At 63.0% G+C, this 24,073-nt stretch carries 22 protein-coding genes, 1 tRNA gene and 2 pseudogenes; 17 read left to right on the top strand and 8 right to left on the bottom strand.

Annotated elements, in window-relative coordinates; genetic code table 11:
• Window positions 1-23: 23 nt before the first annotated feature.
• Window positions 24-773, bottom strand: a complete 750-nt coding sequence (locus ACSQ2F_RS07490) for an electron transfer flavoprotein subunit beta/FixA family protein (protein ID WP_436021323.1) — start codon at window positions 771-773, stop codon at window positions 24-26.
• A 184-nt stretch (window positions 774-957) separates the two neighbouring features.
• On the opposite strand from ACSQ2F_RS07490, the gene murI reads away from it, so the two are divergent.
• On the top strand, window positions 958-1,788 hold the full coding sequence (gene murI / locus ACSQ2F_RS07485) for a glutamate racemase (RefSeq protein ID WP_436021321.1): 831 nt from the start codon (window positions 958-960) through the stop codon (window positions 1,786-1,788).
• 144 nt (window positions 1,789-1,932) lie between these two features.
• On the opposite strand, the gene ACSQ2F_RS07480 is transcribed toward murI, so the two are convergent.
• Window positions 1,933-2,790, bottom strand: a complete 858-nt coding sequence (locus ACSQ2F_RS07480; RefSeq protein WP_436021319.1) for a PEP-CTERM sorting domain-containing protein — start codon at window positions 2,788-2,790, stop codon at window positions 1,933-1,935.
• Window positions 2,791-3,216: 426 nt separating this feature from the next.
• On the opposite strand from ACSQ2F_RS07480, the gene ACSQ2F_RS07475 reads away from it, so the two are divergent.
• A complete protein-coding gene (locus ACSQ2F_RS07475; protein ID WP_436021317.1) occupies window positions 3,217-3,567 on the top strand; it encodes a hypothetical protein in 351 nt (116 codons plus the stop codon).
• On the opposite strand, the gene ACSQ2F_RS07470 is transcribed toward ACSQ2F_RS07475, so the two are convergent.
• Window positions 3,540-3,731, bottom strand: coding sequence for a hypothetical protein (locus tag ACSQ2F_RS07470; RefSeq protein WP_436021315.1), 192 nt, complete (start codon window positions 3,729-3,731; stop codon window positions 3,540-3,542). The genes ACSQ2F_RS07475 and ACSQ2F_RS07470 overlap by 28 nt on opposite strands.
• A gap of 132 nt (window positions 3,732-3,863) precedes the next feature.
• On the opposite strand from ACSQ2F_RS07470, the gene ACSQ2F_RS07465 reads away from it, so the two are divergent.
• Window positions 3,864-4,082, top strand: a complete 219-nt coding sequence (locus ACSQ2F_RS07465) for a hypothetical protein (protein WP_436021313.1) — start codon at window positions 3,864-3,866, stop codon at window positions 4,080-4,082.
• 1 nt (window position 4,083) lies between these two features.
• Here ACSQ2F_RS07465 and ACSQ2F_RS07460 read toward each other — a convergent pair whose 3' ends face one another.
• Window positions 4,084-4,281, bottom strand: a complete 198-nt coding sequence (locus ACSQ2F_RS07460; protein WP_436021311.1) for a hypothetical protein — start codon at window positions 4,279-4,281, stop codon at window positions 4,084-4,086.
• A 13-nt stretch (window positions 4,282-4,294) separates the two neighbouring features.
• Window positions 4,295-4,681: pseudogene (locus ACSQ2F_RS07455) on the bottom strand (SOS response-associated peptidase family protein); the annotation flags it as partial.
• 96 nt (window positions 4,682-4,777) lie between these two features.
• Between ACSQ2F_RS07455 and ACSQ2F_RS07450 the strand changes: the two are divergent.
• From ACSQ2F_RS07450 to ACSQ2F_RS07400, 11 genes are all read left to right on the top strand, one after another.
• Window positions 4,778-4,864, top strand: a tRNA-Leu gene (locus tag ACSQ2F_RS07450).
• Between the two features lie 247 nt (window positions 4,865-5,111).
• Window positions 5,112-6,323 (top strand): integrase, encoded by a 1,212-nt coding sequence (locus tag ACSQ2F_RS07445; RefSeq protein WP_436021309.1) that lies wholly within the window; start codon window positions 5,112-5,114, stop codon window positions 6,321-6,323.
• Window positions 6,324-6,325: 2 nt separating this feature from the next.
• Entirely contained in the window at window positions 6,326-8,110 is a 1,785-nt protein-coding gene (locus tag ACSQ2F_RS07440; RefSeq protein ID WP_436021307.1) for a hypothetical protein, read from the top strand.
• 9 nt (window positions 8,111-8,119) lie between these two features.
• Window positions 8,120-9,934 (top strand): hypothetical protein, encoded by a 1,815-nt coding sequence (locus tag ACSQ2F_RS07435; RefSeq protein WP_436021305.1) that lies wholly within the window; start codon window positions 8,120-8,122, stop codon window positions 9,932-9,934.
• The gene (locus ACSQ2F_RS07430; protein ID WP_436021303.1) at window positions 9,934-10,326 is read left to right on the top strand and encodes a hypothetical protein; all 393 of its coding nucleotides are present in this window, start codon (window positions 9,934-9,936) and stop codon (window positions 10,324-10,326) included. The genes ACSQ2F_RS07435 and ACSQ2F_RS07430 overlap by 1 nt, the downstream gene beginning before the upstream one ends.
• 321 nt (window positions 10,327-10,647) lie before the next feature.
• Window positions 10,648-11,034: a cation efflux protein, CzcI family gene (czcI, locus tag ACSQ2F_RS07425; RefSeq protein ID WP_436021301.1), complete on the top strand. Its 387-nt coding sequence runs from the start codon at window positions 10,648-10,650 to the stop codon at window positions 11,032-11,034.
• Window positions 11,035-11,127: 93 nt separating this feature from the next.
• Window positions 11,128-12,429 (top strand): TolC family protein, encoded by a 1,302-nt coding sequence (locus tag ACSQ2F_RS07420; protein ID WP_436021299.1) that lies wholly within the window; start codon window positions 11,128-11,130, stop codon window positions 12,427-12,429.
• Between the two features lie 7 nt (window positions 12,430-12,436).
• On the top strand, window positions 12,437-14,056 hold the full coding sequence (locus ACSQ2F_RS07415; protein ID WP_436021297.1) for an efflux RND transporter periplasmic adaptor subunit: 1,620 nt from the start codon (window positions 12,437-12,439) through the stop codon (window positions 14,054-14,056).
• Between the two features lie 17 nt (window positions 14,057-14,073).
• Window positions 14,074-17,262, top strand: a complete 3,189-nt coding sequence (locus ACSQ2F_RS07410) for a CusA/CzcA family heavy metal efflux RND transporter (protein ID WP_436021295.1) — start codon at window positions 14,074-14,076, stop codon at window positions 17,260-17,262.
• Between the two features lie 91 nt (window positions 17,263-17,353).
• Complete coding sequence (locus ACSQ2F_RS07405) at window positions 17,354-17,785, top strand: hypothetical protein (RefSeq protein ID WP_436021293.1); 432 nt, start codon at window positions 17,354-17,356, stop codon at window positions 17,783-17,785.
• Between the two features lie 249 nt (window positions 17,786-18,034).
• On the top strand, window positions 18,035-18,643 hold the full coding sequence (locus ACSQ2F_RS07400; RefSeq protein WP_436021291.1) for a D-sedoheptulose-7-phosphate isomerase: 609 nt from the start codon (window positions 18,035-18,037) through the stop codon (window positions 18,641-18,643).
• 38 nt (window positions 18,644-18,681) lie between these two features.
• Here ACSQ2F_RS07400 and ACSQ2F_RS07395 read toward each other — a convergent pair whose 3' ends face one another.
• Entirely contained in the window at window positions 18,682-19,026 is a 345-nt protein-coding gene (locus tag ACSQ2F_RS07395; protein ID WP_436021289.1) for a CzcE family metal-binding protein, read from the bottom strand.
• Window positions 19,027-19,191: 165 nt separating this feature from the next.
• On the opposite strand from ACSQ2F_RS07395, the pseudogene ACSQ2F_RS07390 reads away from it, so the two are divergent.
• From ACSQ2F_RS07390 to ACSQ2F_RS07380, 3 genes and pseudogenes are all read left to right on the top strand, one after another.
• Window positions 19,192-19,879 (top strand): annotated as a pseudogene (locus ACSQ2F_RS07390) (heavy metal response regulator transcription factor).
• Window positions 19,876-21,237, top strand: a complete 1,362-nt coding sequence (locus tag ACSQ2F_RS07385) for a heavy metal sensor histidine kinase (protein ID WP_436021287.1) — start codon at window positions 19,876-19,878, stop codon at window positions 21,235-21,237. Before ACSQ2F_RS07390 ends, ACSQ2F_RS07385 begins: the two are co-directional and overlap by 4 nt.
• Complete coding sequence (locus ACSQ2F_RS07380) at window positions 21,234-21,416, top strand: hypothetical protein (RefSeq protein ID WP_436021285.1); 183 nt, start codon at window positions 21,234-21,236, stop codon at window positions 21,414-21,416. The genes ACSQ2F_RS07385 and ACSQ2F_RS07380 overlap by 4 nt, the downstream gene beginning before the upstream one ends.
• A gap of 26 nt (window positions 21,417-21,442) precedes the next feature.
• Here ACSQ2F_RS07380 and ACSQ2F_RS07375 read toward each other — a convergent pair whose 3' ends face one another.
• Both ACSQ2F_RS07375 and ACSQ2F_RS07370 read right to left on the bottom strand, forming a co-directional pair.
• Window positions 21,443-21,811 carry a DUF3703 domain-containing protein gene (locus ACSQ2F_RS07375; RefSeq protein WP_436021283.1) on the bottom strand — a complete coding sequence of 123 codons (369 nt, stop codon included), beginning with the start codon at window positions 21,809-21,811 and terminating at the stop codon, window positions 21,443-21,445.
• Window positions 21,808-24,072, bottom strand: a complete 2,265-nt coding sequence (locus ACSQ2F_RS07370; RefSeq protein WP_436021281.1) for a heavy metal translocating P-type ATPase — start codon at window positions 24,070-24,072, stop codon at window positions 21,808-21,810. The genes ACSQ2F_RS07375 and ACSQ2F_RS07370 overlap by 4 nt, the downstream gene beginning before the upstream one ends.
• Window position 24,073: the final 1 nt, after the last annotated feature.

Genomic DNA, 24,073 nt, shown 5'->3' with positions numbered 1-24,073 from the left:
CGGTCTTGTTCGTCGGGCGCCGGTCAGATGACCTTGGCGTCGTTCTTGAGCTTGCTCACCAGCGTGGCGACATCGGGCACCTTGATGCCGGCGCTGCGCTTCGGGGGCTCGCTCACCTTGAGCGTCTTGATGCGCGGGGCCACGTCCACGCCCAGGTCCGCCGGCTTCACGACTTCCAGCGGCTTCTTCTTGGCCTTCATGATGTTGGGCAAGGTCACGTAGCGCGGCTCGTTCAGGCGCAGGTCGGTCGTCACGACCGCCGGCAGCGTGAGCTTGAGCGTCTCCAGGCCGCCGTCGACCTCGCGGGTGACGCTCACGCCGTCGGCGGCGAGCTCCACCTTGCTGGCGAACGTCGCCTGCGGCAGCTTGCCGAGCGCGGCGAGCATCTGGCCCGTCTGGTTGCAGTCGTCGTCGATCGCCTGCTTGCCCAGGATCACGAGGCCCGGCTGCTCCTTGTCGACCAGCGCCTTGAGCAGCTTGGCCACCGCCAGCGGCTGCAGCTCATCGGTGCTCTCCACCAGGATCGCGCGGTCAGCGCCGATGGCCATCGCCGTGCGCAGCGTCTCCTGCGACTGCGTCGGACCGCACGAGACGGCGATCACCTCCGTGACCACGCCCTTCTCCTTCAGCCGCACGGCTTCCTCGACGGCAATCTCGTCGAACGGGTTCATGCTCATCTTCACGTTCGCGATGTCCACACCGCTGCCGTCGCTCTTCACGCGGACCTTGACGTTGTAGTCCACCACCCGCTTGACTGCCACCAAGACTTTCATGCTCGAAGCTCCTGAGATACCGCTGTTGAAGTTGCACGGATTCTAGGTTTGCCCAACGCCCACACCGCTGGCGTGGCTGGCAAAAGGAAACGAACGATCGTGCTATTTTTTCGATTGTGCCACGACTCTTTTCGGGGGGCGAGCTTTTTCTGGCCGCCATGGGCTCCGGTAGACTGCCGCCGCCATGCCCTCGCCCGCCGCCCCCCTTCACGATCCGACCGAGACCTTGCTCGGCGTCTTCGATTCCGGCCTGGGAGGCCTGTCGGTGCTGAGCGCGCTGCACGACACACTGCCCGCCAACCCGAAGCTCTACGTGGCCGATTCGGCCCATGCGCCCTACGGGGAGCGCAGCGACGCATTCGTCACCGAGCGCACCCTGAAGATCGGCGAGCACCTCGTGGACGCCGGCGCAGGCCTCATCGTGGTCGCCTGCAACACGGCCACGGCTGTGGCCGTCGCGGCGCTGCGCGAGCGCTGGCCCGGGGTGCCGGTCGTCGGTGTGGAACCGGCCATCAAGCCGGCGGTGAAGGCGTCCCCGACGGGGCGCATCGGCGTGATGGCAACCCCCATGACACTGCGCAGCCAGAAGTTCGAGCGCCTCGTCGAAGCGCACGGTGCTCAGGCCACGATCGTTCGCCAGCCCTGCCCCGGCCTCGCCGGGCAGATCGAGCGGGGCGACCTCGACTCGCCCGAACTGCGCGCCATGATCGACGGGTTCTGCGAGCCGCTGCGCGCCGCGAGGGTCGACACGGTCGTCCTCGGCTGCACCCACTACCCGTTCGTCAGCCGGCACATCCAGGCCGCCATGGGGCCGCAGGTCAGGCTCATCGACACGGCCTGGCCGGTGGCCCGCCAGACCGCCCGCCTGCTCGGCATGGATCCCGACCTCATACAAGCCACCGAACGGTTGGGCAGCGTGCGCCTCCAGACCACCGGCGATGTGGCACACCTGCGCGAGGTGGCGTCGTTGTGGCTCTCGTTTCCTTGCGAAGTGGGCGCCGCGCCGGTCATGTGACCCTTCGAGCCTCGGCTGCGAGGCGGCCGGCCGCGCTTCAGCAGCGACGAGCTCCGCCTTGCGCGTGAATTGGTCGGCGCATGCCCTCGCAGCCGCGACGCGCTCGCGGCGAGCCTCAGCCGGTCGGTTCGCAAGCAGGCCGCGTCAGGCTCGACGGCGACTCCGACGGGCCGACACGCTGACAACCGCCACGCCAAGCGCAAGCAGCACGACCGTGCCGGGCTCCGGGATCGGCGCGCTGACGTCGACGTAGGTGCCCGCGTTCATCCATCCCGTCATGACGTTGTCCGTCGGGTTGGTGATGGACAGCACGAACGAGCCGCCATCACCGAGGCGGTAGCTGAACACGTCGGACAGGCTGCCGCCGTAAGCGCTGGTGATGGAGGCAAACAGGCTTGCGCTCACGCGGTTGCCGAGGTCGGCCATGGTGAGGCTGGCGAACGAATTCGTGGCGTCGATGTTGAACCACGTCGCTGCTTCAAGTGGCAGCGCGTCGCCGAGGATGCTCAGCGTGCAGAGCGTGGCGAACGACATCGTGACCCCGGCGCCGAGCGAGAAACCCCGGCGCCACTCGGCCGACATGTTGAGCTCCGAACCGTTGCCCGCCTTCGCCCGGCCGGTGGCACTGAGGCCATAGAGGTATACCTCTGCAGAGCCAGACCCGTAGTAGTCCAGCGCATAGGATCGCGCAATCGTCTCGCCAAGGGTCGGGGGCGGCCCGCTGGAATTGTGAAGGCCGGGGCTGCCTCGCCAGCCATCCCAGCTTGCCAAGCCCGCCTCGTCGATGCCCACTTGGTCGCGCGCTCGCGCGCTCGCAGTGCGCTCGCTCAACGACGCCCAGTCGCCGTCGAGGCTGTGTGGCCCGTTGAACTCCGGCGAACTAAAGCGCAACGGTGGCAGGCCCCCATCAAGGACGAGGCGTGCCGTGTAGTCGGTGGCGTGGGCGAGGACCGCCCAACCGACCAGGAGCGCAGCCGCGGCGCTTTTTGCGATGGCTTTCATGCTCTCACCCCCGTACCCCGGTCATGCGTCAGGGTCGAGTCGATGGTAGAGGGCCAAGCGCGCCGGCAGTCCCCCTCGAACCGGGGTTCACATTGCAATATGCGGTCCTGTTTCCGCCCAATCGGTACGGGGGGCATCTTCGCCGCCGAACGGAAGTCAGCATGCAGCGCCGACGCGGTCGATGCGCCGCCCGATCTCCTCGATCGACGGCACGCGCCGGCCGACCTTCCGGCGGGTTCGCCCCGCGCGCACGACCGCGGGCGCACGAAGTGCGCGAAGCCGATTCGGTCGCCCCTTGTGGTACCCGGGACGGGAACCAAATCGCTAGGATTGGTGCGGTCTCGCACGCGGTGAGCGGGATCCACGCGGGATGACCGCGAGTTTCACGCATGGGGACCGAACCGTGGCACTGGATAGAATCCCAGCATGCTCGTCGAAGTCGTCGAACTCCGCGCCACCGGGATGAAGCTCACGCCCGAGGAGGTCGCCGCGGCCACTCGCCACACCGGCAACCTGACGATCACCGCCGACGGCGTGGCCTACCTGCACGCCGGGGCGCACTACGCCCGCGACCACATCATCCAGCCCATGATCGAGGTCCAGGTCGGCCCGATGAAGGGCGACGACTTCATGCTCCGCGGCCGGCAGTACGTGGCCTACGGGAAGACCTCCGCCATGAACCCGCAGGCCTGGTGGTGCCGGAACCTACGCGGCGACCACATCCCGGCGACCGTCCAGCAAATGCACCGCTACTCCGGCGGCGACTCGCATGCGTAGATCTCGGCCGCCTCCTCGGGCGACAGGTCACAGGCCTCGTCCCAGAGGTGACCGGACACTATCTCTGCAATGTCCGCCGGGGACTTCCCAGGCATCAGCCGGCCGAGCGCCATGGTGGCGCGGTCAAACCATTCGGCGCGGTCGCAGTGGGGCGGAAGTTCCATCTACTCATCGTAGCGCTGCGGGGCTCCCCTGCGGAATACCGCACAACCCGCGAGCCACATTGCGGCGCCTGGCTCATGCCATGAGCCCCTACCCTGGGACTATCCCTCTGTCATCCAACAGAGGAGTGTGGAATGAGCCGATACGAACGAGTGAACCAGCATGCGCGCTACCGCGCGACGCCTGCGGCCGGCGGGCCGGCACAGGTCAAGGAGTGGGAGGTGCGCTTCTTCGAGCCCGGCGGTGCGGCGAATTCGGCGTTCTACGCCTCACGGCGTGATGCGCTCGCAGACATCCAGCGCGAAACCGGGCGCGGCCGGAACTGCGAGGGCCCGTTCGCTGTCGGCTGGTAGGTCAGAACGGCGCCGGCTCGACCGAGGAGGCGGTGCGGGTCACCTCGGCGTGCAGGCGCCGCATCGACTGGAGCATCAGGGCGACCTCGGCCGGCGGCATGCCGTTCCGGCTGCGCTCGAGCAGCTTGATGAGGGCCTCGAGGTGCTCGACGTTGCCGCGGGTGAAGCTGTAGGCGTGCGGAAGCACTGGTTTCGGCACCGGCATGCTCGCCTCAGAAGAGTTCACCGGTGGCCGGGTCAAGCGCAACAGGCGTCGCCTCGCTCACCGTCACGAGCGGGCCGGCGCTGAACTTCTCGACAGGCCACTGGCGGACCATAGTGGCGGCCTCGTCAGGCGTGCCGCGCAACCACACGTCTTCGTCCGCCTCGTCGATGACCACGACCATGCGCTTGTCCTGCTGCTCTGGTGGCAGGACGTTGCCAGCCTTGTCGACCTCGGGCCGGTGCATGCGGCGCATCAGCTCGTGGCTGTCGGCGTTGATGGTGATCATGGTGTAGGTCTCCACGACCTCGCCGGCCGGGCCGTGCCAGCGGTTCCAGAGCCCGGCCAGGCCGATCGGCCCGCCATCCGCTGCGGCGAACTTCCAGGGCTCGTGCTTCCCGCTCTCCCAGTTCGGCTATTCGGTACTTATGAAGCCGCTTGCGAAATCGGGCGCTTCCTGCAGAATGGACACATTACTATTGATGTGTCCGCTGCCGGCGTGGCGAAATGGGTATACGCAAGGGACTTAAAATCCCTCTTCCTTGCGGAAATGCGGGTTCGAATCCCGCCGCCGGCACCATGGCGGACGCGCTCATCGCGCAATGTCAACTCTGGAAAAGTCTGGCGTTCGTACGCTGCCCTCGCTCCGCCTTACTTTGGCGCAGCCCATCGCGGTCCCGGGCGGCCTGTGCGTGGAACTCACTCACCGGGACAAGCCGGTCACGTACTGGCGAAGGCCCCTCGGCAGTACATCCACGCGCTCGACAGAGTTTCGCTCCCTTCCTCTAGTTCTAGATGGTTCTGGGGCCCCGTGGATTCCAGGCTGCTTGTGGCTGCTTGAAAGGGCTCAGCTCAAGCCAAGGAACATCAGCTCTCTAGGGCCTATCGCGCAGGATCTTGCCGCGTATAAGGCCTTTCTTGACTTCCTGTCGCTGCAATGGGATGACTTCTCGGCTGTCGAGAAGTACCTACGCCCCACCTACCTGTACCACAACCGGCTTCAACACCTCGTCGACGCTGGCGAGTTGAAAAAGTCGACGGCCGCGCGCCGCATGTCGACGGTCATTAGCTTCTATCGATTCCTCATGCGGACCACCCGAATGCGCTTCTCGCCGGCCAATGAGCCGTGGGTGGAAAAACAGGTGGGCATTGAGTATCGAGACAGCAAGGGGTTCAGGCAGGTGGCAGCGGTCACGACGACGGACGTGTCCATCAAGGCATCTAGGCGCGAGGACGCGTGGGGCGAAACCATTAGCGATGGTGGTCAGCTCCGTCCCCTGACCGTGCCGGAGCAGCGAGTCCTCGTGGCTGCCCTGAAGGAACTGGGGAACGTAGAGTACGAGCTGATGCACTACGTGGCTTTGCTTACGGGCGCCCGTGAGATGACGGTATTAACGCTCCGACTTCGAGACGTGATGTGCTCGCCGGCCCTGGTTCCCCAGTGGTCGCACAAGATCCGGTGTGGCCCCGGCACAGGCGTGGACACCAAGCGGGATGCCACCAACGTCTACCTCTCAATTCCCCGCGCACTCTACGAGATGCTGCACAACTATGCCGTCTCGGCCAGGGCGAAGCGGAGGCGAGCAAAGACCAGACTTGGCGAGGATCCTGAAAATTACCTGTTCCTAACGCAGCATGGGCAACCCTACTACGAGTCCAAGTCGGACCGCACAGTGGTAAGCAGCTTCGATGCGCCTCTGCGTCGCTCCGCGCTCAGTGGCCGACCCCTGCGCAAATTCATCAAGGAAAGCGTCATTCCCCATGTGCGCAAGACAACTCCGAGGTTCAGCTATCGATTCCACGATCTTCGAGCCACATTTGGTATGAATTGGGTTGACTACCAAATGCTTCAGGCTGGCCCTGAAGGCTTCGCCAACCGATACCTGTGGGCAAGGGATCAGCTCAGAAAGCTGCTGTGGCACCGGAGCGGGACTACCACCGACAGGTACTTGGAATACCGAGCGCACATGAAGCACCTGGAACTGGCGCAGCAAGGCTGGAGCGACCACTTAGTCCATCTGATTAAGGGAGTGGCATAAGCGTGTCAAACGTCGGGCCTGCGCCCCCGTGGCAGCGATGCACGCCCACCTACCTCAAAACGCTGCCCGTCCTGGACTTCCCGTTCGTGCAGCCGCTCAACATTTACAACCCGGCCAACACTGTGCTGCGCTTCGCCGAAGGACAACGGCTATTGGCATTCCAGTGGTGCTACCTTCGCCGAGACGGAAAGGGACGCAATACCTCCTTCGACGCCTCCTCGCTTTCCCAGCAAAGGGTCAAAGCGATGCCTTTGGCCTTGGAGCGACTGTGCATGTGGTTCCGCTTCAATAACTCGAGGCCGCGGTCTGTCCAACATGCACTTCACACCTTGAGCGCCATGCTCTCGTGGGCTGACCTACCTCGACACTTGGGCCGCTTCGAGGCGCTGCTCAGTGACCCCGATCTGGCTTTGGAGGCACTCAAAACCTACCACGCCTTTCTTCGCAGTCAACTGCAAAGCCATGGAGCCGCCTCCGGGACAGTTGCCGGAAGGGACCAGTTTGCTATTGCCTGCCTGTCTGAAATTCACGGTCGGACATACAAGGACCAGATCGAGCCGCTGCAGCGTGGAATGCCCAGACGGACCACGGCTCCCGAGGCAGAAGTTGTCAGGGAGTTCAGCTCCAGGCTTCAGGCCATCTTCGACTCGGCGGCCGGAATCATTTTGGGCGGCGGCCCACCGGGATCTTCCCGGTTGCTCAAGGTCTCGGCCTCCGACAAATCAATGGCAATTGAGTTGCGAGACGGTTACGGTCCTCTACGGCTCATGGAGCTGGCCTGCGTGGCATTCGCTGGCCTCGTGCTTGTAGATTCCGGCGCGAACTTATCGGTTCTACAGGCGTATGAAGAGCCAGACGACCTGGAAGAACAATTGGCAGATCCCGACCGCATCAGCCTCACGCAGAAGGCAGTGAAGTTCCGTGCTGGTGGTAGAGCCGTCGAGGTGCACCTGTCCGCCACCTCGATAACTCGTCTGAAGACATATCTTCAGGTGCGCGAGACGCTCGTTACCTCGCTCGGAGGGGACGACATCGCGCAAATGTTCATTCGGTGCAGCTACGCGCACCCCACCAGCGAGCCGACCACAATCAGCCCGCTTGACCAAGCCTTCTTGTGTTACATCAGGCGCAAAGTTGCCCGGATCGGCGCGACGCTTCCTAGCGTGACACTGCGACAGCTGCGAGCGTACAAACAGCAGGACTTGGTCAAAAAAGCTCCGCTTGCAGCCGCTGCTAAGCTCATGGGCCATAGCATCCAAACCGCCATCCTCGCCTACTGCACGGCCCAGGAATCTACGCGACGTGGCGAACTAGGTCAGTTCCTAGGTTCGCTACAGAAGACCGTGATGACTGCATCTGGAACCGCTCAGAGTCAATCGCACTCAGAGGTCATCCCCGTCGGTATCTGCGCAGACTTTGGAAAACCTTCTGCTTTAGATTCTTCGGCCGTCGTATCGCCAGACTGTAGGAAGGTCGAAGGGTGCTTCTTCTGTGACAACTACCGCCTCCACGCTGACGCGGAGGACATAAAGAAGTTGATGTCATGTCGGCGTGTGCTCACGACAATCATGCCTCTGAACGACGATGCCATGCGCGCTGAGCGGGTCTACACCGCCATCGTAGATCGCATCAACACACTGCTCGGTGAACTCAAGCGGTGCCAACCTCAGGTCTATGAGACCGTGCGCATGGCAGTCGAAGAACAGGGCCAACTCACGCGCTACTGGACCAACAAGCTGCAGCAATTGCACCTACTGGGCATGCTGCGGGAGTCAACCACCCGATAGGCGTACCTGATGCACGATTCACTCCACACGCCTGTTGGCGTCGCCGCATTAGGCGAAGCTCCGCCGCGGTTCTTTTTCCCTTGCGATACGCCGGTGAGTTACGACACGTGCGGCGCGGTGGCCTCGCGATTCGGTGACCACGCGTGGGACTTCACAAGCATGAGCACCGACGGCACGACGACCAAAAAGCTCCACTTCTACGCTGCGGACTTCGTGTCCACGCCGGCGTCGGAACTTAGCCGTTTAATCCGAGAGCAGCACAAAGCTCTGATGTGGCTTCACATCGATGCAGGGAGGACCAGAGCGTGGGTGACCTTGCAAAACACAAACTTTGCCTTGCACGCTTGGTGTAGAAAGGCGGCCGACAAGGAAGTCGACCTCTACACCTTCCTGACCAACCCTGAATGGGTTGCCGAAGGAGCCCTCGACCTCAACGCGCACTACCTCACCATGACGCCTGCCGCCTTGCAGACGCTGTGGCGGCACCGTCGTCAGTTGGGCGCGCCCGTAGACCTTCCGCTTCAAAGACTTCGGAGTGCCCTGAATGAGGAGGTCAGGCGGCGTCCCAGCACGAACCAAACACCGCTCATTCCGTCACGCCTCTATTGCGAAATTCTGGCGACCCTTGGCGACCGAATGAGCGCGATTGAACACGAACTGGACGACCTGATAGATGCCTACGCGGATTTCCAGGCCGCTTCGCCAGGCGTCTCGGAAGGTGTTGGGAAGCTCATCCTGGGACGGCTCACCGAGCATCAGGCCACCCTGATGTTGGTGGTTGCTGCGTACACCGGGATGCGCATCGGAGAAGTATCTGTTCTTCCGCTCGAGGGTGCACTTATAGAGTTCGAACACGTCGGCGCAACGCACTACGAGGTGAGAGGGCCCACCTATAAGTTGAACAAAGGGGTGAAGCGCTGGACCACGTGGGTAACGAGCGATCAAGGCGCTCGTGCTGTGCGACTCGGTCAACGGATCGCGCGAGTGATTGCAAAGCAGCACGGTAAGCCCTCGAAAGCCGGCCAGCAAACACTTCTGTTCCCGTCGACGCAAAATCCCTTTAGGTCTATGACCCCGACGATTCGGAGGCGCTCATTGCTTCGGTTGCGGGAGCGCATTTGTCCGCTGATCGAGCAATCAGACATCGACGAGCTCGACCGCTTGGAACTTGCACGCGGGTGGTCACGCGACAACATCCTGGTCGGCAAAAGTTGGCCTCTGGCGTTTCACCAGTTGCGCCGTAGCTTGGCTGTCTATGCTCACCGTTCAGGCATGGTCGGCCTGCCTGCGCTCAAGGCGCAGTTGCAGCACATTACCCAGGAGATGACCTCGTACTATGCCGACGGGTTCTCTAGAGCCGTGAACCTAGTGTTCGACAGCAATCACTTCTCGCATGAATGGAACGCCGCCAAGGCTGAGAGCAGCTACTTTGCGTATGCCTTTGGAGTCTTGTTCTCCGACGAGACCCTGCTTGGGCAGGGAGCGCGGCGAATGGCCGACACGTTGGAGTCGCGGAGCCGTCAGGACACCCTCCGCTTGTTTCAGCAGAACAAGCTGGCTTACCGCGAGACCCCTCTAGGAGGCTGTTCATCAACCGAGGCATGCACAACCCATCCCCTGGAGCCAATCCCGTATGACTGCTTGGAGAGGAACTGCGTGAATCAGGTGGTCTTCGGGAGCCGCCTCGACGGCGTCATCACGTTTCAGCGAGGAGCTGTTGCCACTTTGGAGAGGGACGAAGCCGGGAGCGTCGAGCACCGATTGGAAGTTCGCAACCTGGAGGTTCTGCTTAGGGCCCGTGACCGGTTCTCGAAAGGTACCTAATGGCGGCGAAGAGCCAGGTCGAAAAATACTATCAGGCCCTTGCGCGGCTTCAGAGGCGCGGGGAGGTAATCAACAACGATGCCGTGGCCAGGGAAGCTGGCTCGGGCAAGGGCAGCATAAAAAAGTCGAGACCGGGGTACGCGGCACTCGTTGAGGCCATCGCTCTGGCCGCGCTCGAGCAGAAGAAGGTCAAAGCGTCGGCAGATCCCGTCCCTCGGCTCAAGCAGCAGATTGCAGTTCTAGAGCAACGCATCGATCGCGCATTGGAACGAGAGCTGTGTTTGTTGAACGAGGTGTACCACCTTCGGGAGGAGAACGCTCAGTTGAAGCAGGGCCGCCTGGCTGTGGTCAAAGTTGACCGCCCCGGGTCTCGAGGAAGTTCAAGCCTCTAGAACTGCGATGGGCCGCGAGCAAGTCGAAGACGTTACAGCCGAACGCGTGAGCATGCGGTCAGGAGGGGTCGAAACTTCGGGGACGGGTTGCTTTGCGGCCATCGAGTTCAGGACTGTCTAGAGAATGCGGGGCGATTCACCTTAACAACGTCGCGTCGTCGCAACGGTGAGCGACAACCTAACGGCACCTGTCCGGGGTCCCCACACATTACGGAACGGTAATGCGGCAGTCGGACGACTGAGGGTTGATGCGGCATACATTTCGCGGCAGTCATTCCCGCGCTGCACCGCCAAAAACAAGTCCACGTATACTTTTCGATCATGCGCCGCGCCTTGACGGTATTCCTTCTGTTGATCTTGCCCCTGCAGCTCTCCTGGGCTGTAGCCGCTGGCTATTGTCAGCACGAGAAAGCCACGAACGTGGCAGGGCATATGGGGCATCACGAGCATCAACACTCGCCAGGTAGCGAGAAGGCTGTCGGCGAGCTGGCAAAAACGAGTGCCGCTGAGAAGCAGGACACCGACGAGAAGCCGCAGTGCGTCGACGATGACTGTGCGTATTGCCACTTGGCCAGCCTCAAGGCGGTCGGGGCGCCAAGCATCGCCCTCGAAGTCGGCGCCGAATCGATCCTCACGCCGCAGATGCTCCCAGCGATCGAGTCGCCCATGAGCGCTCGCATCGACCGTCCCAATTGGCGTGCCGACTAGTCCGGCGCGTTCATTCCTCTCATCAGTCCTTACTGACAGCACGAACGCACCGCCGGACTCTCCCCTCGTTGTTCTTCAACTTTGGAGTGTTCGATGCGCTTGCACCTCGCGCCGCTGCTTGCGGCGGCTTTTTCCATACCGGCTTCCTTTGCGCAAACAGGCGGAGCTGCCACTGCCGCTCCCTCGGCATCGCCAGCCGTCGCCCCTGTCTCGTCCAAGACCATTTCGTTGAGGGAAGCCCTCGAAACAGCGCTGGCGCAGAACCCTGAGCTGAAGTCGGCCCGCTACGAGCTCGAGGCGACAGAGGGTGCGCGCCAGCAATCGACGAGTCGGCCGAACCCGACGATCGGCCTTGACGTCGAAGACACGCGACGGGCCACGCGCTCCACCACCGTTCTGCTGACCCAACCATTCGAACTCGGCGGGAAGCGCGCCGCGCGCATGGCCGTGGCGGACCGCTCACGGGACGTCGCAGAGGCGCAACTGGCCGCTCAGACCGCTCAAGTGAGGGCGGCCGTGACCTCCGCCTACTTCGACGCGCTTGTCGCGCAGGAGCGTGTGCGTTTGGCCGAGAGTTCCCTTTCATTGGCCGAAGGCGCTTCCGCCGCTGCCAACAAGCGAGTGACTGCCGGGAAGATCTCTCCAGTCGATGAGACCCGCGCGCGGGTTGCGGAATCGGGTGTGCGTATCGAGCTATTGCAGGCCCGTAGCGAACTGCGTTCGGCCATCTATGCGCTTCGGGCCGCGACCGGCGCACCTCAAGGCGCGTTTGACGCCGTCTCCGGGGCCGCCCTCGAATTGCCGACGCCGGTCAATGACGCTGAATTGGCTCGGGGGCTTGCCGATGCGCCGGCCGTTCGTCAGGCACAACGTGACTCCGAGCGTTTTGCTGCGCTTGCCGAAGTCGAGCGTTCGCGCGCCACACCTGATCTGACGGTCAGTCTTGGGGCGAAACGCGATGCCGAGGCGGGGCGCAACATGGCCGTCTTTGGGGTGTCAGTGCCGATCCCAGTCTTCGACAACAACCGGGGAGCGCAGCTGGAATCGCTGCGGCGCCTCGATAAAGCAATTTCAGATGCGCGAGTCACTGCCACACGCGTTGAGACCGAGGCCCTGCTATCCCAAGAGAAGCTTCTGACCGCCCGAGCCGAGGTCGAGTCGCTTCAGCGCGAGGTGTTGCCTAGCGCTCAGGGCGCGTATGACGCCGCGGCGAAGGGTTTCGACCTCGGCAAGTTCGGCTTCCTGGACGTGCTTGACGCACAGCGTACCCTGCTGGCCGCCAAGGGGCAGTACCTGCGCGCCTTGGCTGAAGCTCATCGCTCTCGCATCGAGCTCGACCGCTTGCTTGGCATTTCCGAACAGATCACCTCGGCCGAGCGGCCGGGTCAGCCCTGAGGTTCTGATGAAATTCGATATGAACAACGCTGCGTCCAACGTCGGACGCAAGCAACTGATTGCGATCGTGCTCCTGGTCGTCCTGGGGCTTGTCGCGGCCGTCGCAATCCTCCGCACCGATCCGGCAAAACCTGCCGGGGACGGTCACGGTGAGCACAGTGAGGGCGGCGGGCACGGGCACGATGAGGCCAAAGGCCATGCCGACGGTGAACACCACGGGGACAAGGCTGGCGACGCGCATGACCACGATATAGGGCATGGCGATGGCGAACACCACGACGAGGCCGTGAAGAAAGGCCCGCATGGCGGGGATCTGTTCACAGAGGAGAAGTTCGGCATCGAAGTGCAACTGGCGGAAGACGGTGGCAAGGCCAACTTCAAGGCGTGGCTCTTCCAGGACGGCAAGCCGGTGGCGCCGACGACGGCCAAGGTGTCCATCAAGCTGGTCCGTCCGGGCGGCGAAGAAGAGGAACACGCTTTCACGGTGGACGGCGATGGGCTGAAAAGCGCGAAGCCGGTGGCGGAGCCGCATGTCTTCGAGGCCACATTGGCGGCTCAGACGGCGACCGAACCCTTTGTCTTCACCTTCTCTAAGGAGGAAGGCCGTATTGCCTTGTCGGATGCGCAGCTCAAAGCCTCGGGCGTCGTCGTGGAATCAGCGTCCGCTGCGGCCATTCGTTCTACGCTGCAGCTGCCGGGTGAGATTAGGTTCAACGAGGACCGCACGGCGCACGTTGTCCCCCGCGTGGGCGGAGTCGTGGAGAGCGTCGCCGCGAACCTCGGCCAACAGGTGAAGAAGGGTCAGGTGCTGGCGGTGGTCTCGAGCGCCAGCGTCTCCGAGCAGCGCAGCAGCTTGCGCTCCGCGCAGCAACGCCTAGCGCTGGCGCGCACGACGTACGAGCGCGAGAAGAGGCTGTGGGAAGAGAAAATCTCGCCGCAGCAGGACGTGCTCCAGGCCGAGCAAGTCTTGCGTGAAGCCGAAATCACGGTCGCCAACGAGCAGCAGAAGCTCGGCGCCATCGGTGCTGGGAGTGGAGCAGGCGCCCTCGGCCGATACGAGTTGCGCGCACCGTTCGACGGCATGGTCGTGGAGAAACACATTGCGCTCGGTGAGATGGTCAAGGAAGACGCGAACGTCTTCACGATCTCCGATCTGTCGTCAGTCTGGGCAGAACTCAGCATCGGCGCAAAGGATCTGGACCAGGTGCGGGTGGGCGGCAAGGTGCTCGTTCGTTCGACAGCCTCCGATGCACGAGCCAACGGCACGGTGTCCTTCGTTGGGTCGCTGATCGGGGAGCAGACGCGAACAGCAAAGGCCCGCGTAACGCTAAGCAACCCGGAACTGGCCTGGCGGCCGGGGTTGTTCGTGAACGTCGACATCGTTGCGTCCGAGGCGGCCTCACCTGTCACGGTGTCGGCAGACGCTGTGCAATCCATCAACGAGCAGCCCGTGGTGTTCATCAAGGTGCCTGGCGGCTTCGTGCCCCAGCCTGTGCGCACCGGGCGTTCCGACGGCAAGCGCACCGAGATCATTAGCGGTCTGCGCCAAGGCGCCACGTACGCGGCAGCAGGCAGCTTCATCGTGAAGTCGGAGCAGGGCAAGGGCTCGGCGACGCATGAGCACTGAACGGATCGGACCTCGTCATGTTTGAAAAGTTGATCCGTTTTGCCATCGAACAGCGATGGCTTGTGTTGCTGGCCGTGCTGGGCATGGCCGGGCTGGGTGTCTACAACTACCAGCGACTGCCGATCGATGCGGTGCCGGACATCACCAATGTCCAAGTGCAGATCAATACCGAAGCGACCGGCTACTCGCCACTCGAGACCGAGCAGCGCATTTCCTATCCGATCGAAACGGTCATGGCAGGTCTGCCGGGCCTGCAGCAAACTCGTTCGCTGTCGCGATACGGGTTGTCGCAGGTCACTGTGATCTTCGCCGACGGCACGGACATCTACTTTGCACGCCAACTCGTCAACGAACGCATCCAGGCTGCGCGTGAGCAAATGCCTCCGGGCATTTCGCCCGTGATCGGGCCCATCTCCACGGGCCTGGGCGAGATCTACCTGTGGACGGTGGAAGCAAAGGACGGCGCGAAGAAGCCTGACGGTACCGACTACACGCCCACCGATCTGCGCGAGATTCAGGACTGGATCATCAAGCCGCAACTGCGCAACGTGCCCGGTGTGACCGAGATCAACTCCATCGGCGGTTACGCCAAGGAGTACGAGGTTGCACCGAGTCCGGAGAAGCTCTTGGCCTACGGTCTCACGATGGGTGATGTGCTGACGGCATTGGAACGAAACAACGCCAACGTCGGCGCCGGCTACATCGAGAAGCGCGGCGAGCAGTACCTGATTCGGGCACCTGGCCAAGCCCGCTCGCCCGATGACCTGCGCAACATCATTCTCGGCAACGCCGACGGCGTTCCTATCCGGGTGCGCGACGTGGCCAACGTCGGTGTAGGCAAGGAGCTGCGGACGGGCGCGGCCACGGACAACGGCCGCGAAGTCGTCCTCGGCACAGTCTTCATGCTGATCGGCGAGAACAGCCGCACGGTTTCGCAGGCCGTTGATCGCAAGATGGTGGAGATCAATCGCAGCCTTCCTGAAGGCGTGCATGCGGTCACCGTCTATGACCGCACAGTGCTGGTCGACAAGGCGATCAACACCGTCAAGAAGAACCTCTTCGAGGGCGCAGTGCTGGTGATCGCCGTACTGTTCCTGTTCCTGGGCAACATCCGCGCGGCTCTGCTCACAGCGATGGTGATCCCGCTGGCCATGTTGTTCACGTTCACTGGCATGGTGAATCAGAAAATCAGCGCGAACCTGATGAGCCTCGGGGCGCTCGACTTCGGCATCATCATCGACGGTGCTGTCGTGATCGTGGAGAACTGTGTGCGTCGCCTTGCTCATGCACAGGCGCACCACGGGCGCCCGCTCACACGCAGTGAACGGTTCCACGAAGTCTTCGCCGCATCGCAGGAAGCGCGCCGACCGTTGCTGTTCGGGCAACTGATCATCATGGTCGTCTACTTGCCGATCTTCGCCCTGACCGGTGTGGAGGCAAAGCTCTTTCACCCGATGGCTTTCACGGTCGTGATCGCATTGCTGGGCGCCATGATTCTGTCGGTGACGTTCATTCCGGCGGCGGTTGCCCTGTTCATCGGCAATCGCGTCGCTGAGAAAGAGAACCGCCTCATGCAATGGGCCTCACGCGGCTACGCGCCGCTTCTCACGCGTGTGATGGGCGCCAAACCCCTCGTGCTGACCTTCGCCGTGGTTGCGGTGTTGCTTTCGGGTCTCCTCGCCACGCGTCTAGGCACCGAGTTCGTGCCCAACCTGAACGAAGGCGACTTTGCGGTGCAGGCGCTGCGGATCCCTGGAACAAGCCTCAGCCAATCGGTCCAGATGCAACAGCAGTTGGAAGCGACGCTGAAAGCGAGATTTCCGGAGATCGAACGTGTATTCGCACGCACCGGCACGGCCGAAGTCGCATCTGACCCGATGCCCCCAAACATCTCCGACGGCTACGTGATGCTCAAGCCAATGGACCAATGGCCGGAGCCGAGGAAGACGCGCGATGAGCTGCTGGCCGCCGTTCAGGAAACCGTCTCGCAGATTCCTGGCAACAACTACGAGTTTTCGCAGCCGATCCAGCTGCGATTCAACGAGTTGATCTCGGGAATCCGGAGCGACGTGGCGGTGAAGGTGTTCGGCGACGACATGGACGTGCTGAACAAGACGGCCATTGAGATCTCCGAGGTGCTGGAGAAGGTGCCTGGCGCCGCTGAAGTCAAGGTCGAGCAGACCACGGGCCTGCCCATGCTGACCGTCAACATCGACCGGGAGAAGACCGCACGCTACGGTCTGAACATCGCAGACGTTCAGGACACGCTGGCCACGGCCGTCGGTGGTAGAGAAGCGGGAACCATGTTCGAAGGCGATCGCCGGTTCGACATCGTGGTGCGCCTGCCCGAAAACCTGCGCAGCGACCTGGAAGCCATCAAACGGCTTCCCGTGGCCCTGCCGAAGAGCGAAGGCGCTTCACGGGTCACGTTCATCCCTCTGGGCGAGGTGGTGACACTGGAGCTGGCACCGGGTCCCAACCAAGTCAGCCGTGAGGACGGCAAGCGCCGGATCGTGGTCAGCGCCAACGTGCGGGGCCGTGACCTGGGCTCGTTCGTGGGTGAAGCCAACAAGGCCGTCCAGGAGCAGGTCAAGGTGCCGCCAGGGTACTGGACCACGTGGGGGGGGCAATACGAGAACCTGCAGTCCGCAACGACGAGGCTCCAGATCGTGGTGCCCGTGGCACTCCTCCTGGTGTTCGTCCTTCTGTTTGCCATGTTCGGCAACCTCAAGGACGGACTGCTGGTCTTCACCGGCATTCCCTTCGCCTTGACGGGCGGCATCGTGGCGCTGTGGATGCGCGGCATTCCGTTGTCCATCTCGGCCGCGGTGGGCTTCATCGCGCTGTCTGGCGTGGCCGTGCTCAACGGCCTGGTGATGATCTCCTTCATTCGCAACTTGCGGGAGCAGGGCATGCCGCTGGACCGAGCCATCCACGAAGGTGCGCTCACCCGGCTGAGGCCGGTGTTGATGACTGCGTTGGTCGCGTCTCTGGGCTTCGTGCCGATGGCCCTGGCCACTGGTACGGGGGCAGAAGTTCAGAGGCCGCTGGCGACTGTCGTGATTGGCGGCATTTTGTCGTCGACCGCGTTGACGTTGCTCGTTCTGCCATTGCTCTACAAGCTGATGCACCGACGGGATGAGGAGGAAGAGGTGTTCGAAGAACCTCCTGCCCTGACGAGCGCCGTAGCGACCGGGACGCCCTGAGTTCCCTGGTCAACTCCCCGACTGGCGCGCCCTGCCTTCGAGCGCCAGTCTGCAACCCGAAGGTCTTTTTCACCAACCAAAGAGGTAAACCATGAAGCACAAACAACTGAAATCGCTTACCGCCGTCGCATTGTTGGCCTGCATGGCCGTGCCCTCTTTTGCCGCCGATGATCACAAGGACCACGATCACGGCGACAAGAAGGGCGCCGCACACGCCCATGAGGACAAGGCGCGTTTCGGTGGTGTCGTCGCAGTGGTCAAAGACGTCAACTATGAACTGGTGGCCAAGCCTGACGGCCTGACCCTGTACGTGACCGACCATGGCAAAGCCGTTGACCTCAAGGGCGCGACGGCGAAGGTGTTGCTGCTCAGTGCGTCGGACAAGTCCGAGGCGACGCTCGCCCCGGCAGGTGACAAGTTCGAAGCGAAGGGGACATTCAAGGTCGCAACGGGAACCAAAGCCGTAGCCACCGTCACGCTGCCGAATAAGCCCGCCGCAACCGCGAAGTTCACGTTCAAGTAAGAACACCTCTCGAGCGCAAAGCAGGCCGAATGGGAAGCGAGGCTCTCAGATGAAACACGGAACGCACAGCCACGACGATGAAGGACCCTGGTCGGCGGAGGCGCATTCGCATGGAGGTCCGACGCTCTACGTGGATGCCGGTCGAGTGTGCGCCGAGGCGCTGGTGCACGCGGGCATTCCGGATGCGTAGCAGCCGTGCTTCCGTCGGACCATCACAGTCCGCTCGCTTCGCAATTCAAGGAGGATCTCGTGAAAAACCTACTTCAACACAGCGCCAACGAAGTGATTCAACTGGTCGATGAACTGCGGCGCGATGAGGAAATCCTCCGCCAGATGGAAGCGTTGGGCGCGTCGTGTGTGAAGGCGTTGCGTGACGGAGGACGAATCCTGTTTGCAGGCAACGGCGGGAGCGCCGCCGACGCCCAGCATTGGGCCGCGGAACTGGTGGGGCGCTTCAGCTTCAACCGGCCCGCTCTCGCTGGGATTGCATTGACGACCGACACCTCGGCCATCACCGCCATCGGAAATGATTTTGGCTACGAACAGATCTTCGCGCGACAGCTGGAGGCCCTCGGCCGACCCGGTGACGTGTTCGTTGGCATATCCACCTCAGGCAACAGCAAGAACGTCTTGCTGGCCGCTGAGTACGCCCGATCGAACGGCATGGTGACGGCAGGATTCACAGGGCTAGGAGGGGGCGCGTTGGCTGAACTGTGCGATCACTTGCTGGCCATGCCGTCGACCCATACGCCCACCATCCAGCAAGGTCACGCCCTCTTGGGACATGTACTGTGCGATCACGTCGAGCGTGAGACCTTCGGAAATCGACGCCTGTCAAACGACGTGGCGCCGAGATGATCTGGCCGCACTGCGCGGGCAGATCTCGTTGCCGCAGCTCAAGAACGGCCGCGCTCTGATTCATTCGGGGAAACGTACACCGTTCCCAGCTTGCCGCCGAAGTCCGCGGGAGCGATCTTGGTCAGGGGTACCACACGGTGGCTCGCCACGTCGAACTTCCACGAGAACTTTTTGTCGCCATTGACGAACGTGACGGTGTCTCCGCAGCGCACGTTCAGCTTGCCAGCCTGAGCGACGTCGACCAACTTGGCACCCGTCGTTTCGCGGGCCGGTTGGCCGTACAGGGACTTGCCGCTGATATAGCTGTCGCCGGCAGCGAAGGTGGCGCCGGACACGAGCAGAGTGGCACCAGCAGCGATGTTGAGAACGTATTTCGAGTTCATCGATATCTCCAGTCAGTAGGTTTGGAACGGAGTGCGTTGCCGCTGATCCGGTAGCGCAACGTGAGCGCCACGAATGAACTTTATTGAGGTGGTCCCAGCAGCTACCCGCCAACCAGATGACGAAACTGCAATGTGCGGTTGAAGAGACCGCGCCAAGGAGCCCCTATGCGACTGCTGCTTATCGATGACGAGCCAAAGATCGGACAGTACGTGGCAAAGGGGTTGTCCGAGAGCGGCTTCGTCGTTGACGTTGCGCAGACCGGGATCGATGGGCTGCATCTGGCTTTGGAGGCGGACTACGATTCTCGTCCTGCTCGATGCCATGCTGCCCGGCCTGGATGGGTTTGCGGTGCTCGCCGCGCTTCGCAAAGTGAAGTCGGTGCCTGTACTGATGCTCACGGCGCGAGACGAAGTGCAGGACCGGGTCCGCGGCTTGGAGAGCGGCGCTGACGACTACCTCATCAAGCCCTTTGCATTTTCCGAGCTGCTCGCACGCGTGCACGCTCTGTTGCGGCGCGGTTCGGCAGTGCGCGACGCGCAGGTCAACATGACCTTGAGACTGGAGGATCTCGAACTGGACCTGGCCCGTCGCAAGGTTCAAAGAAGCGGGCGTCGCATCGACCTGACTGCCAAGGAGTTCAACCTACTCTCACTTCTACTTCGCCGCAAAGGCGAAGTGCTGTCTCGCACGTTGCTGACCGAGCAGGTCTGGGACATGAACTTCGATGGTGGGACAAACGTTGTCGAAGTGGCGGTCCGTCGTTTGCGAGGCAAGATCGACGACCCGTTCGCGCGCAAGCTGCTGCACACCGTCCGTGGCATGGGCTACGTGCTGGAGGCCAGGGAGGAATGAAAGTGACGCAACCGAGGTCACTGGGACACTGGCTCTCCTGGTGGCTCGCGGTACAAACGCTGGCCGGTCTCGGCGCGGTTTGTCTTGGCGTGTACCTTGCCACCAGCGTGAGCTTGACATCGCGGCAGCGAAGTGAACTCGCCCAAAAGGAGCAGGTGATACGCCATTTGGTCGCTGAGGCTTCGAAGGGCGGCAGCATTGACGCGCTGCGGCACAAGTTGGACGATTTCTTTCTGGGGCGGTCGGACCTGCGCCTGGTCCTGCGCGCTGTGCCCAGCGGCACGATCTACGAGAGTTCGGATCCACCCGTGTCGAGTGTGAACTACCTGCGCACGAGCTTCGAGATGCCGTGGTCGCTCAGCCCGGAGGGGCTCCTTCGTGTTGTCATGGAGGTCGATTCCTCCGCGGATCGCGTCGTGCTCAACAGGTTAGCTTGGACCCTGCTCGCATCGGCCTTGATTGGATCAGTCCTCGTATCGGCAGGAGGTTTCGCGTTGGTCCGTTCCGCTCTTCGGCCCGTCGCCCATCTGGCAGATCAGCTCAGGCAGAGGGTGACGCTGGACTTGGTGCAACCCCTGAACGGATCCGCTCAGGCGAAGGAACTGCAACCTCTCGTGCTCCAGTTCAATGAACTATTGGAGCGCGTCCGAGCGGCACATGTGCAGCTGGAATCATTCAATGCTGACGTCGCCCATGAACTGCGGACGCCTCTCACTAACCTAATTGGAGAATGCGAACTGGCGCTGAGGCGGCCGCGGGATGCGGTGGCCCTGCAGGAGGTCATTGGGTCGAATTTGGAAGAGATCCAGCGTCTCTCGAGCATCGTGAATGACATGCTGTTCCTCTCGCGGGCCCAAATAGGCGTCGAAGCACGCCGGCAGTTGGCTCCCAGCTTGGCCAAGGTGGCAAGAGACGTGATCGAATTTCATGACGCGGCGCTGCAGGACGCGGACGTTTCCGCCTTGGTCGTAGGCGACGCATCGGGATGGGTCGACGTGGCGCTCCTGAAACGCGCCCTCTCGAACCTGCTTTCGAACGCAACTCGGTTCGCGGAACGTGGGTCATCAATTCATATACGCATTTCGGAGCCCGCGAGAGGAAGTATTCGCCTAGTGGTGGCCAACCGCGGCCGAGCTATCCCCGTTGAGCAACTGCATCGAATCTTCGACCGCTTCTATCGGGTTGATGCGGCCCGCCAAGGAAGTGGCGTGAACCACGGACTGGGGCTGTCGATCGTGAAAGCGATCGCAATGATGCACGGGGGAAGGTCGCTGGCGGCTTGTGGTGCAGGCGTCACCGAAATTGGCATGGAGTTCGAGGCAACGAAGCCAGATGCGTCCCGTTTGGAGGCGACATGAACGACCCACACCGTTCAGTCGTTCTCTTTCTGTGCACGGTAGGCGCCATCGGTTTAATCGTCGGCGTCAGCTATGCGCTTTACCTGAATTTCAAGGACCGCCGGAAGCGGCTCGCAAGGCGAGAGGCGCGGCGCAATGCGCGTGCAGCTGAAAGAAGCAAGGGCAAGCGGCGCGAATGAAAAAGGCCTTCAGCCCGCTGCCCCAGTCAAGGACGGCCGCGCTCGGCGTCGGCGATCACCCGGGCGAGGTCTTCGGGCACCGGCATCGGCTTGAAGGGACTGACGTTGGCGCCGCCGGTATTGCCGGCTGGGATCCAGCCCAATGCGGTTTTGGTGGCGGCGCCGACGACGCGCAGGATCTGACCCACCACCTCCTTCAGGTGGCGATGGCGAATGGCCCAGCTCAGCATCCGCAGGTGCGTGCGGACGTGAAGAAATGTGGACGCCTGACCGAGGACGTGGGCCCGTTCCAGGTGCGCGAAACCCAAGCGTCCATTGCCGACCCTTTCGGCTTGCCGGGCGGCGGCCAGCTCCGCCTCGACATGCGGACGGATTCGCTGCGCAAAGTCGCTCACGCCGCTCCTCCTGCCCCTGCAAGCACGGGAACATCGACACGGGCCTTGAGCAACCGCAGGCCGTTGGCCACCACCAGCAGCGTCGCGCCCATGTCTGCAAAGACCGCCATCCACATCGTCGCAGCACCGAACAGGGCCAGCACCATGAACACCGCCTTGATGCCAAGTGCCAGGCTGATGTTCTGCCAGAGCACGGTGTGCGTCTTGCGCGAGAGGCGGATCGTGTCTGGGATACGGCGTAGGTCGTCGTTCATGATCACAACGTCGGCCGCTTCCATCGCCGTGTCGGTGCCGGCGCCGCCCATCGCGAAGCCGATGTCGGACTGCGCGAGAGCTGGCGCGTCGTTGATGCCGTCACCGGTCATGCCGGTCGCGCCGTGGCGCTTCTGCAGGCCCTGGATGGCCACCAGCTTGTCCTCGGGCAGCAGGTTGCCCTGCGCTTCCTGGATGCCTGCCTGCTGGGCGATGGTCTGGGCGGTCGCGCTGTTGTCGCCGGTCAGCATCACCGGGGTGACGCCGAGTGCCACCAGCTCCGCCACCGCTTGGCGGGACGATTCCTTGATGGTGTCGGCGACCGCAAAGACTGCGAGCACGCCGGTTCCGTCGGCAAGCAGCGTAACGGTTCGTCCTTGGGTTTCATGGCGCTGCAGCAGAGCCTCGATCTCCGGTGTGGACTGGGCGCGCTCTTTGATGAGGCGGTGGTTGCCGAGTACATGCACACGGCCTTCGATGCTTCCCTCGACGCCGCGCCCGGCGAGCGCCTTGAACCCGTCCACGTTGCTCGCGGGCATACTGAGTCCCTGGGCGATGGCTTGGGAGACCGGGTGATCGGAGCGACCGGCAAGGCTCGCGGCAAGTTGAGCCGCCCGATCCTTGGCAGCACCTCCCAGCACCGTCCAGTCGACAAGCTTCGGCTTGCCTTCGGTGATTGTGCCGGTCTTGTCGAGCGCGATCGCCTTCAGATTGCGGGCATCCTCCAAGTAGGTTCCGCCTTTAATCAGAATGCCGCGTTTCGCGGCCGCAGCCAGTGCGCTGACCACCGTCACCGGCGTCGAGATTACGAGCGCGCAGGGGCAGGCCACCACCAGCAGAACGAGCGCTTTGTACACCGCCTCCAGCCAGGTCAGGCCCATGAGCCACGGAGCGAGCACCGCCACCGCGAGCGCCAGCAAAAAGACGGCGGGTGTGTAGACCGCGGCGAAGCGGTCGACGAAGCGCTGTGTCGGCGCGCGGGTGCCCTGAGCGGCTTCGACGGCGTGGATGATGCGGGCGAGCGTCGTGTTCGATGCGCCCGCGGTGACGCGGAATTGCAGCTCCCCGGTGTCGTTGATCGTGCCAGCGAACACCTGGTCGCCCACGGTCTTGTCGACCGGCAGGCTCTCGCCGGTGACGGGTGCCTGATTGATCGCGCTGCTGCCTTCGGTAATCACTCCGTCCAGCGGCACACGCTCGCCGGGGCGGATGCGGGCAACTGCCCCAACTGCAATGTCGCTGGCCGGGACCTCTTTCCAGCTTCCGTCGGTCTGCAGCACGTCCGCTTTCTCTGGAGCGAGGGCCAGCAAACCTTGAATCGCGTTGCGGGCCCGGTCGGCAGCCCGCGCTTCGATCATTTCTGCGATCGCGTAGAGCGCCATTACCATCGCCGCCTCAGGCCACTGCCCGATCAGAACCGCGCCGGTGACGGCCACACTCATCAGCGCATTGATGTTGAGCTTGCCGCGGCGCAGGGCATGAAAGCCCTTGGTGTAGGTCTCAACCCCGGACAGCCAGATCGCCACAGCGGCGATGGCCAGGCCGACGCCCTTCATGAGAGTTGTCTCAGGAGCAAGGAAGTCCAGCGCTTCCGCGGAGATGGCCAAAACGAGCGCAAAGACAAGGCGAGCGATGCCGGTGCCGACCTCGCTTTCCGCGTGGGATGCTTCGCCGACGACCTCCTGAGGCCGCGCAAGAGGCTCCGGCTTAAAGCCGGCAGCTCGGATGGCGGCCAACGCTTCTGGGATTACCTTGGAGTCCGCAGCAATTGTCAGGGTGCGGGCGCCCAGCTCGAACCTCAGCGACCGGATGCCCGCCACAGACTCCAGCGCGCGGCGGATCTCCCCTTCCTCGGTTGGACAGTCCATGTTGGAGATCCGGAATGCCGTCGCGTCGGCGCGACCGCCGGAAGCAGGGGGCGCCGACGGCGGCGGGGCGCTGCAGCCGCCGCAAGCGCCGCTCCCGCAAGACGTGGCGGAGGGATCGGAAGACACCGGTGAAGTCGACATG

The organism is Rhizobacter sp. LjRoot28, from assembly GCF_964253025.1.
Taxonomy (GTDB): domain Bacteria; phylum Pseudomonadota; class Gammaproteobacteria; order Burkholderiales; family Burkholderiaceae_C; genus Rhizobacter.
Note: the sequence above shows the minus strand (reverse complement) of the source record. Positions and strands in the feature narration are given on the sequence as shown.

What these genes read in the sequence shown, in the direction of transcription:
- ACSQ2F_RS07490 (WP_436021323.1), bottom strand. Translation starts at nt 773, where the DNA reads ATGAAAGTCTTGGTGGCAGTCAAGCGGGTGGTGGACTACAACGTCAAG.
- murI (WP_436021321.1), top strand. Translation starts at nt 958, where the DNA reads ATGCCCTCGCCCGCCGCCCCCCTTCACGATCCGACCGAGACCTTGCTC.
- ACSQ2F_RS07480 (WP_436021319.1), bottom strand. Translation starts at nt 2,790, where the DNA reads ATGAAAGCCATCGCAAAAAGCGCCGCGGCTGCGCTCCTGGTCGGTTGG.
- ACSQ2F_RS07475 (WP_436021317.1), top strand. Translation starts at nt 3,217, where the DNA reads ATGCTCGTCGAAGTCGTCGAACTCCGCGCCACCGGGATGAAGCTCACG.
- ACSQ2F_RS07470 (WP_436021315.1), bottom strand. Translation starts at nt 3,731, where the DNA reads ATGGAACTTCCGCCCCACTGCGACCGCGCCGAATGGTTTGACCGCGCC.
- ACSQ2F_RS07465 (WP_436021313.1), top strand. Translation starts at nt 3,864, where the DNA reads ATGAGCCGATACGAACGAGTGAACCAGCATGCGCGCTACCGCGCGACG.
- ACSQ2F_RS07435 (WP_436021305.1), top strand. Translation starts at nt 8,120, where the DNA reads ATGCACGATTCACTCCACACGCCTGTTGGCGTCGCCGCATTAGGCGAA.
- ACSQ2F_RS07430 (WP_436021303.1), top strand. Translation starts at nt 9,934, where the DNA reads ATGGCGGCGAAGAGCCAGGTCGAAAAATACTATCAGGCCCTTGCGCGG.
- czcI (WP_436021301.1), top strand. Translation starts at nt 10,648, where the DNA reads ATGCGCCGCGCCTTGACGGTATTCCTTCTGTTGATCTTGCCCCTGCAG.
- ACSQ2F_RS07420 (WP_436021299.1), top strand. Translation starts at nt 11,128, where the DNA reads ATGCGCTTGCACCTCGCGCCGCTGCTTGCGGCGGCTTTTTCCATACCG.
- ACSQ2F_RS07415 (WP_436021297.1), top strand. Translation starts at nt 12,437, where the DNA reads ATGAAATTCGATATGAACAACGCTGCGTCCAACGTCGGACGCAAGCAA.
- ACSQ2F_RS07410 (WP_436021295.1), top strand. Translation starts at nt 14,074, where the DNA reads ATGTTTGAAAAGTTGATCCGTTTTGCCATCGAACAGCGATGGCTTGTG.
- ACSQ2F_RS07405 (WP_436021293.1), top strand. Translation starts at nt 17,354, where the DNA reads ATGAAGCACAAACAACTGAAATCGCTTACCGCCGTCGCATTGTTGGCC.
- ACSQ2F_RS07395 (WP_436021289.1), bottom strand. Translation starts at nt 19,026, where the DNA reads ATGAACTCGAAATACGTTCTCAACATCGCTGCTGGTGCCACTCTGCTC.
- ACSQ2F_RS07385 (WP_436021287.1), top strand. Translation starts at nt 19,876, where the DNA reads ATGAAAGTGACGCAACCGAGGTCACTGGGACACTGGCTCTCCTGGTGG.
- ACSQ2F_RS07380 (WP_436021285.1), top strand. Translation starts at nt 21,234, where the DNA reads ATGAACGACCCACACCGTTCAGTCGTTCTCTTTCTGTGCACGGTAGGC.
- ACSQ2F_RS07370 (WP_436021281.1), bottom strand. Translation starts at nt 24,072, where the DNA reads ATGTCGACTTCACCGGTGTCTTCCGATCCCTCCGCCACGTCTTGCGGG.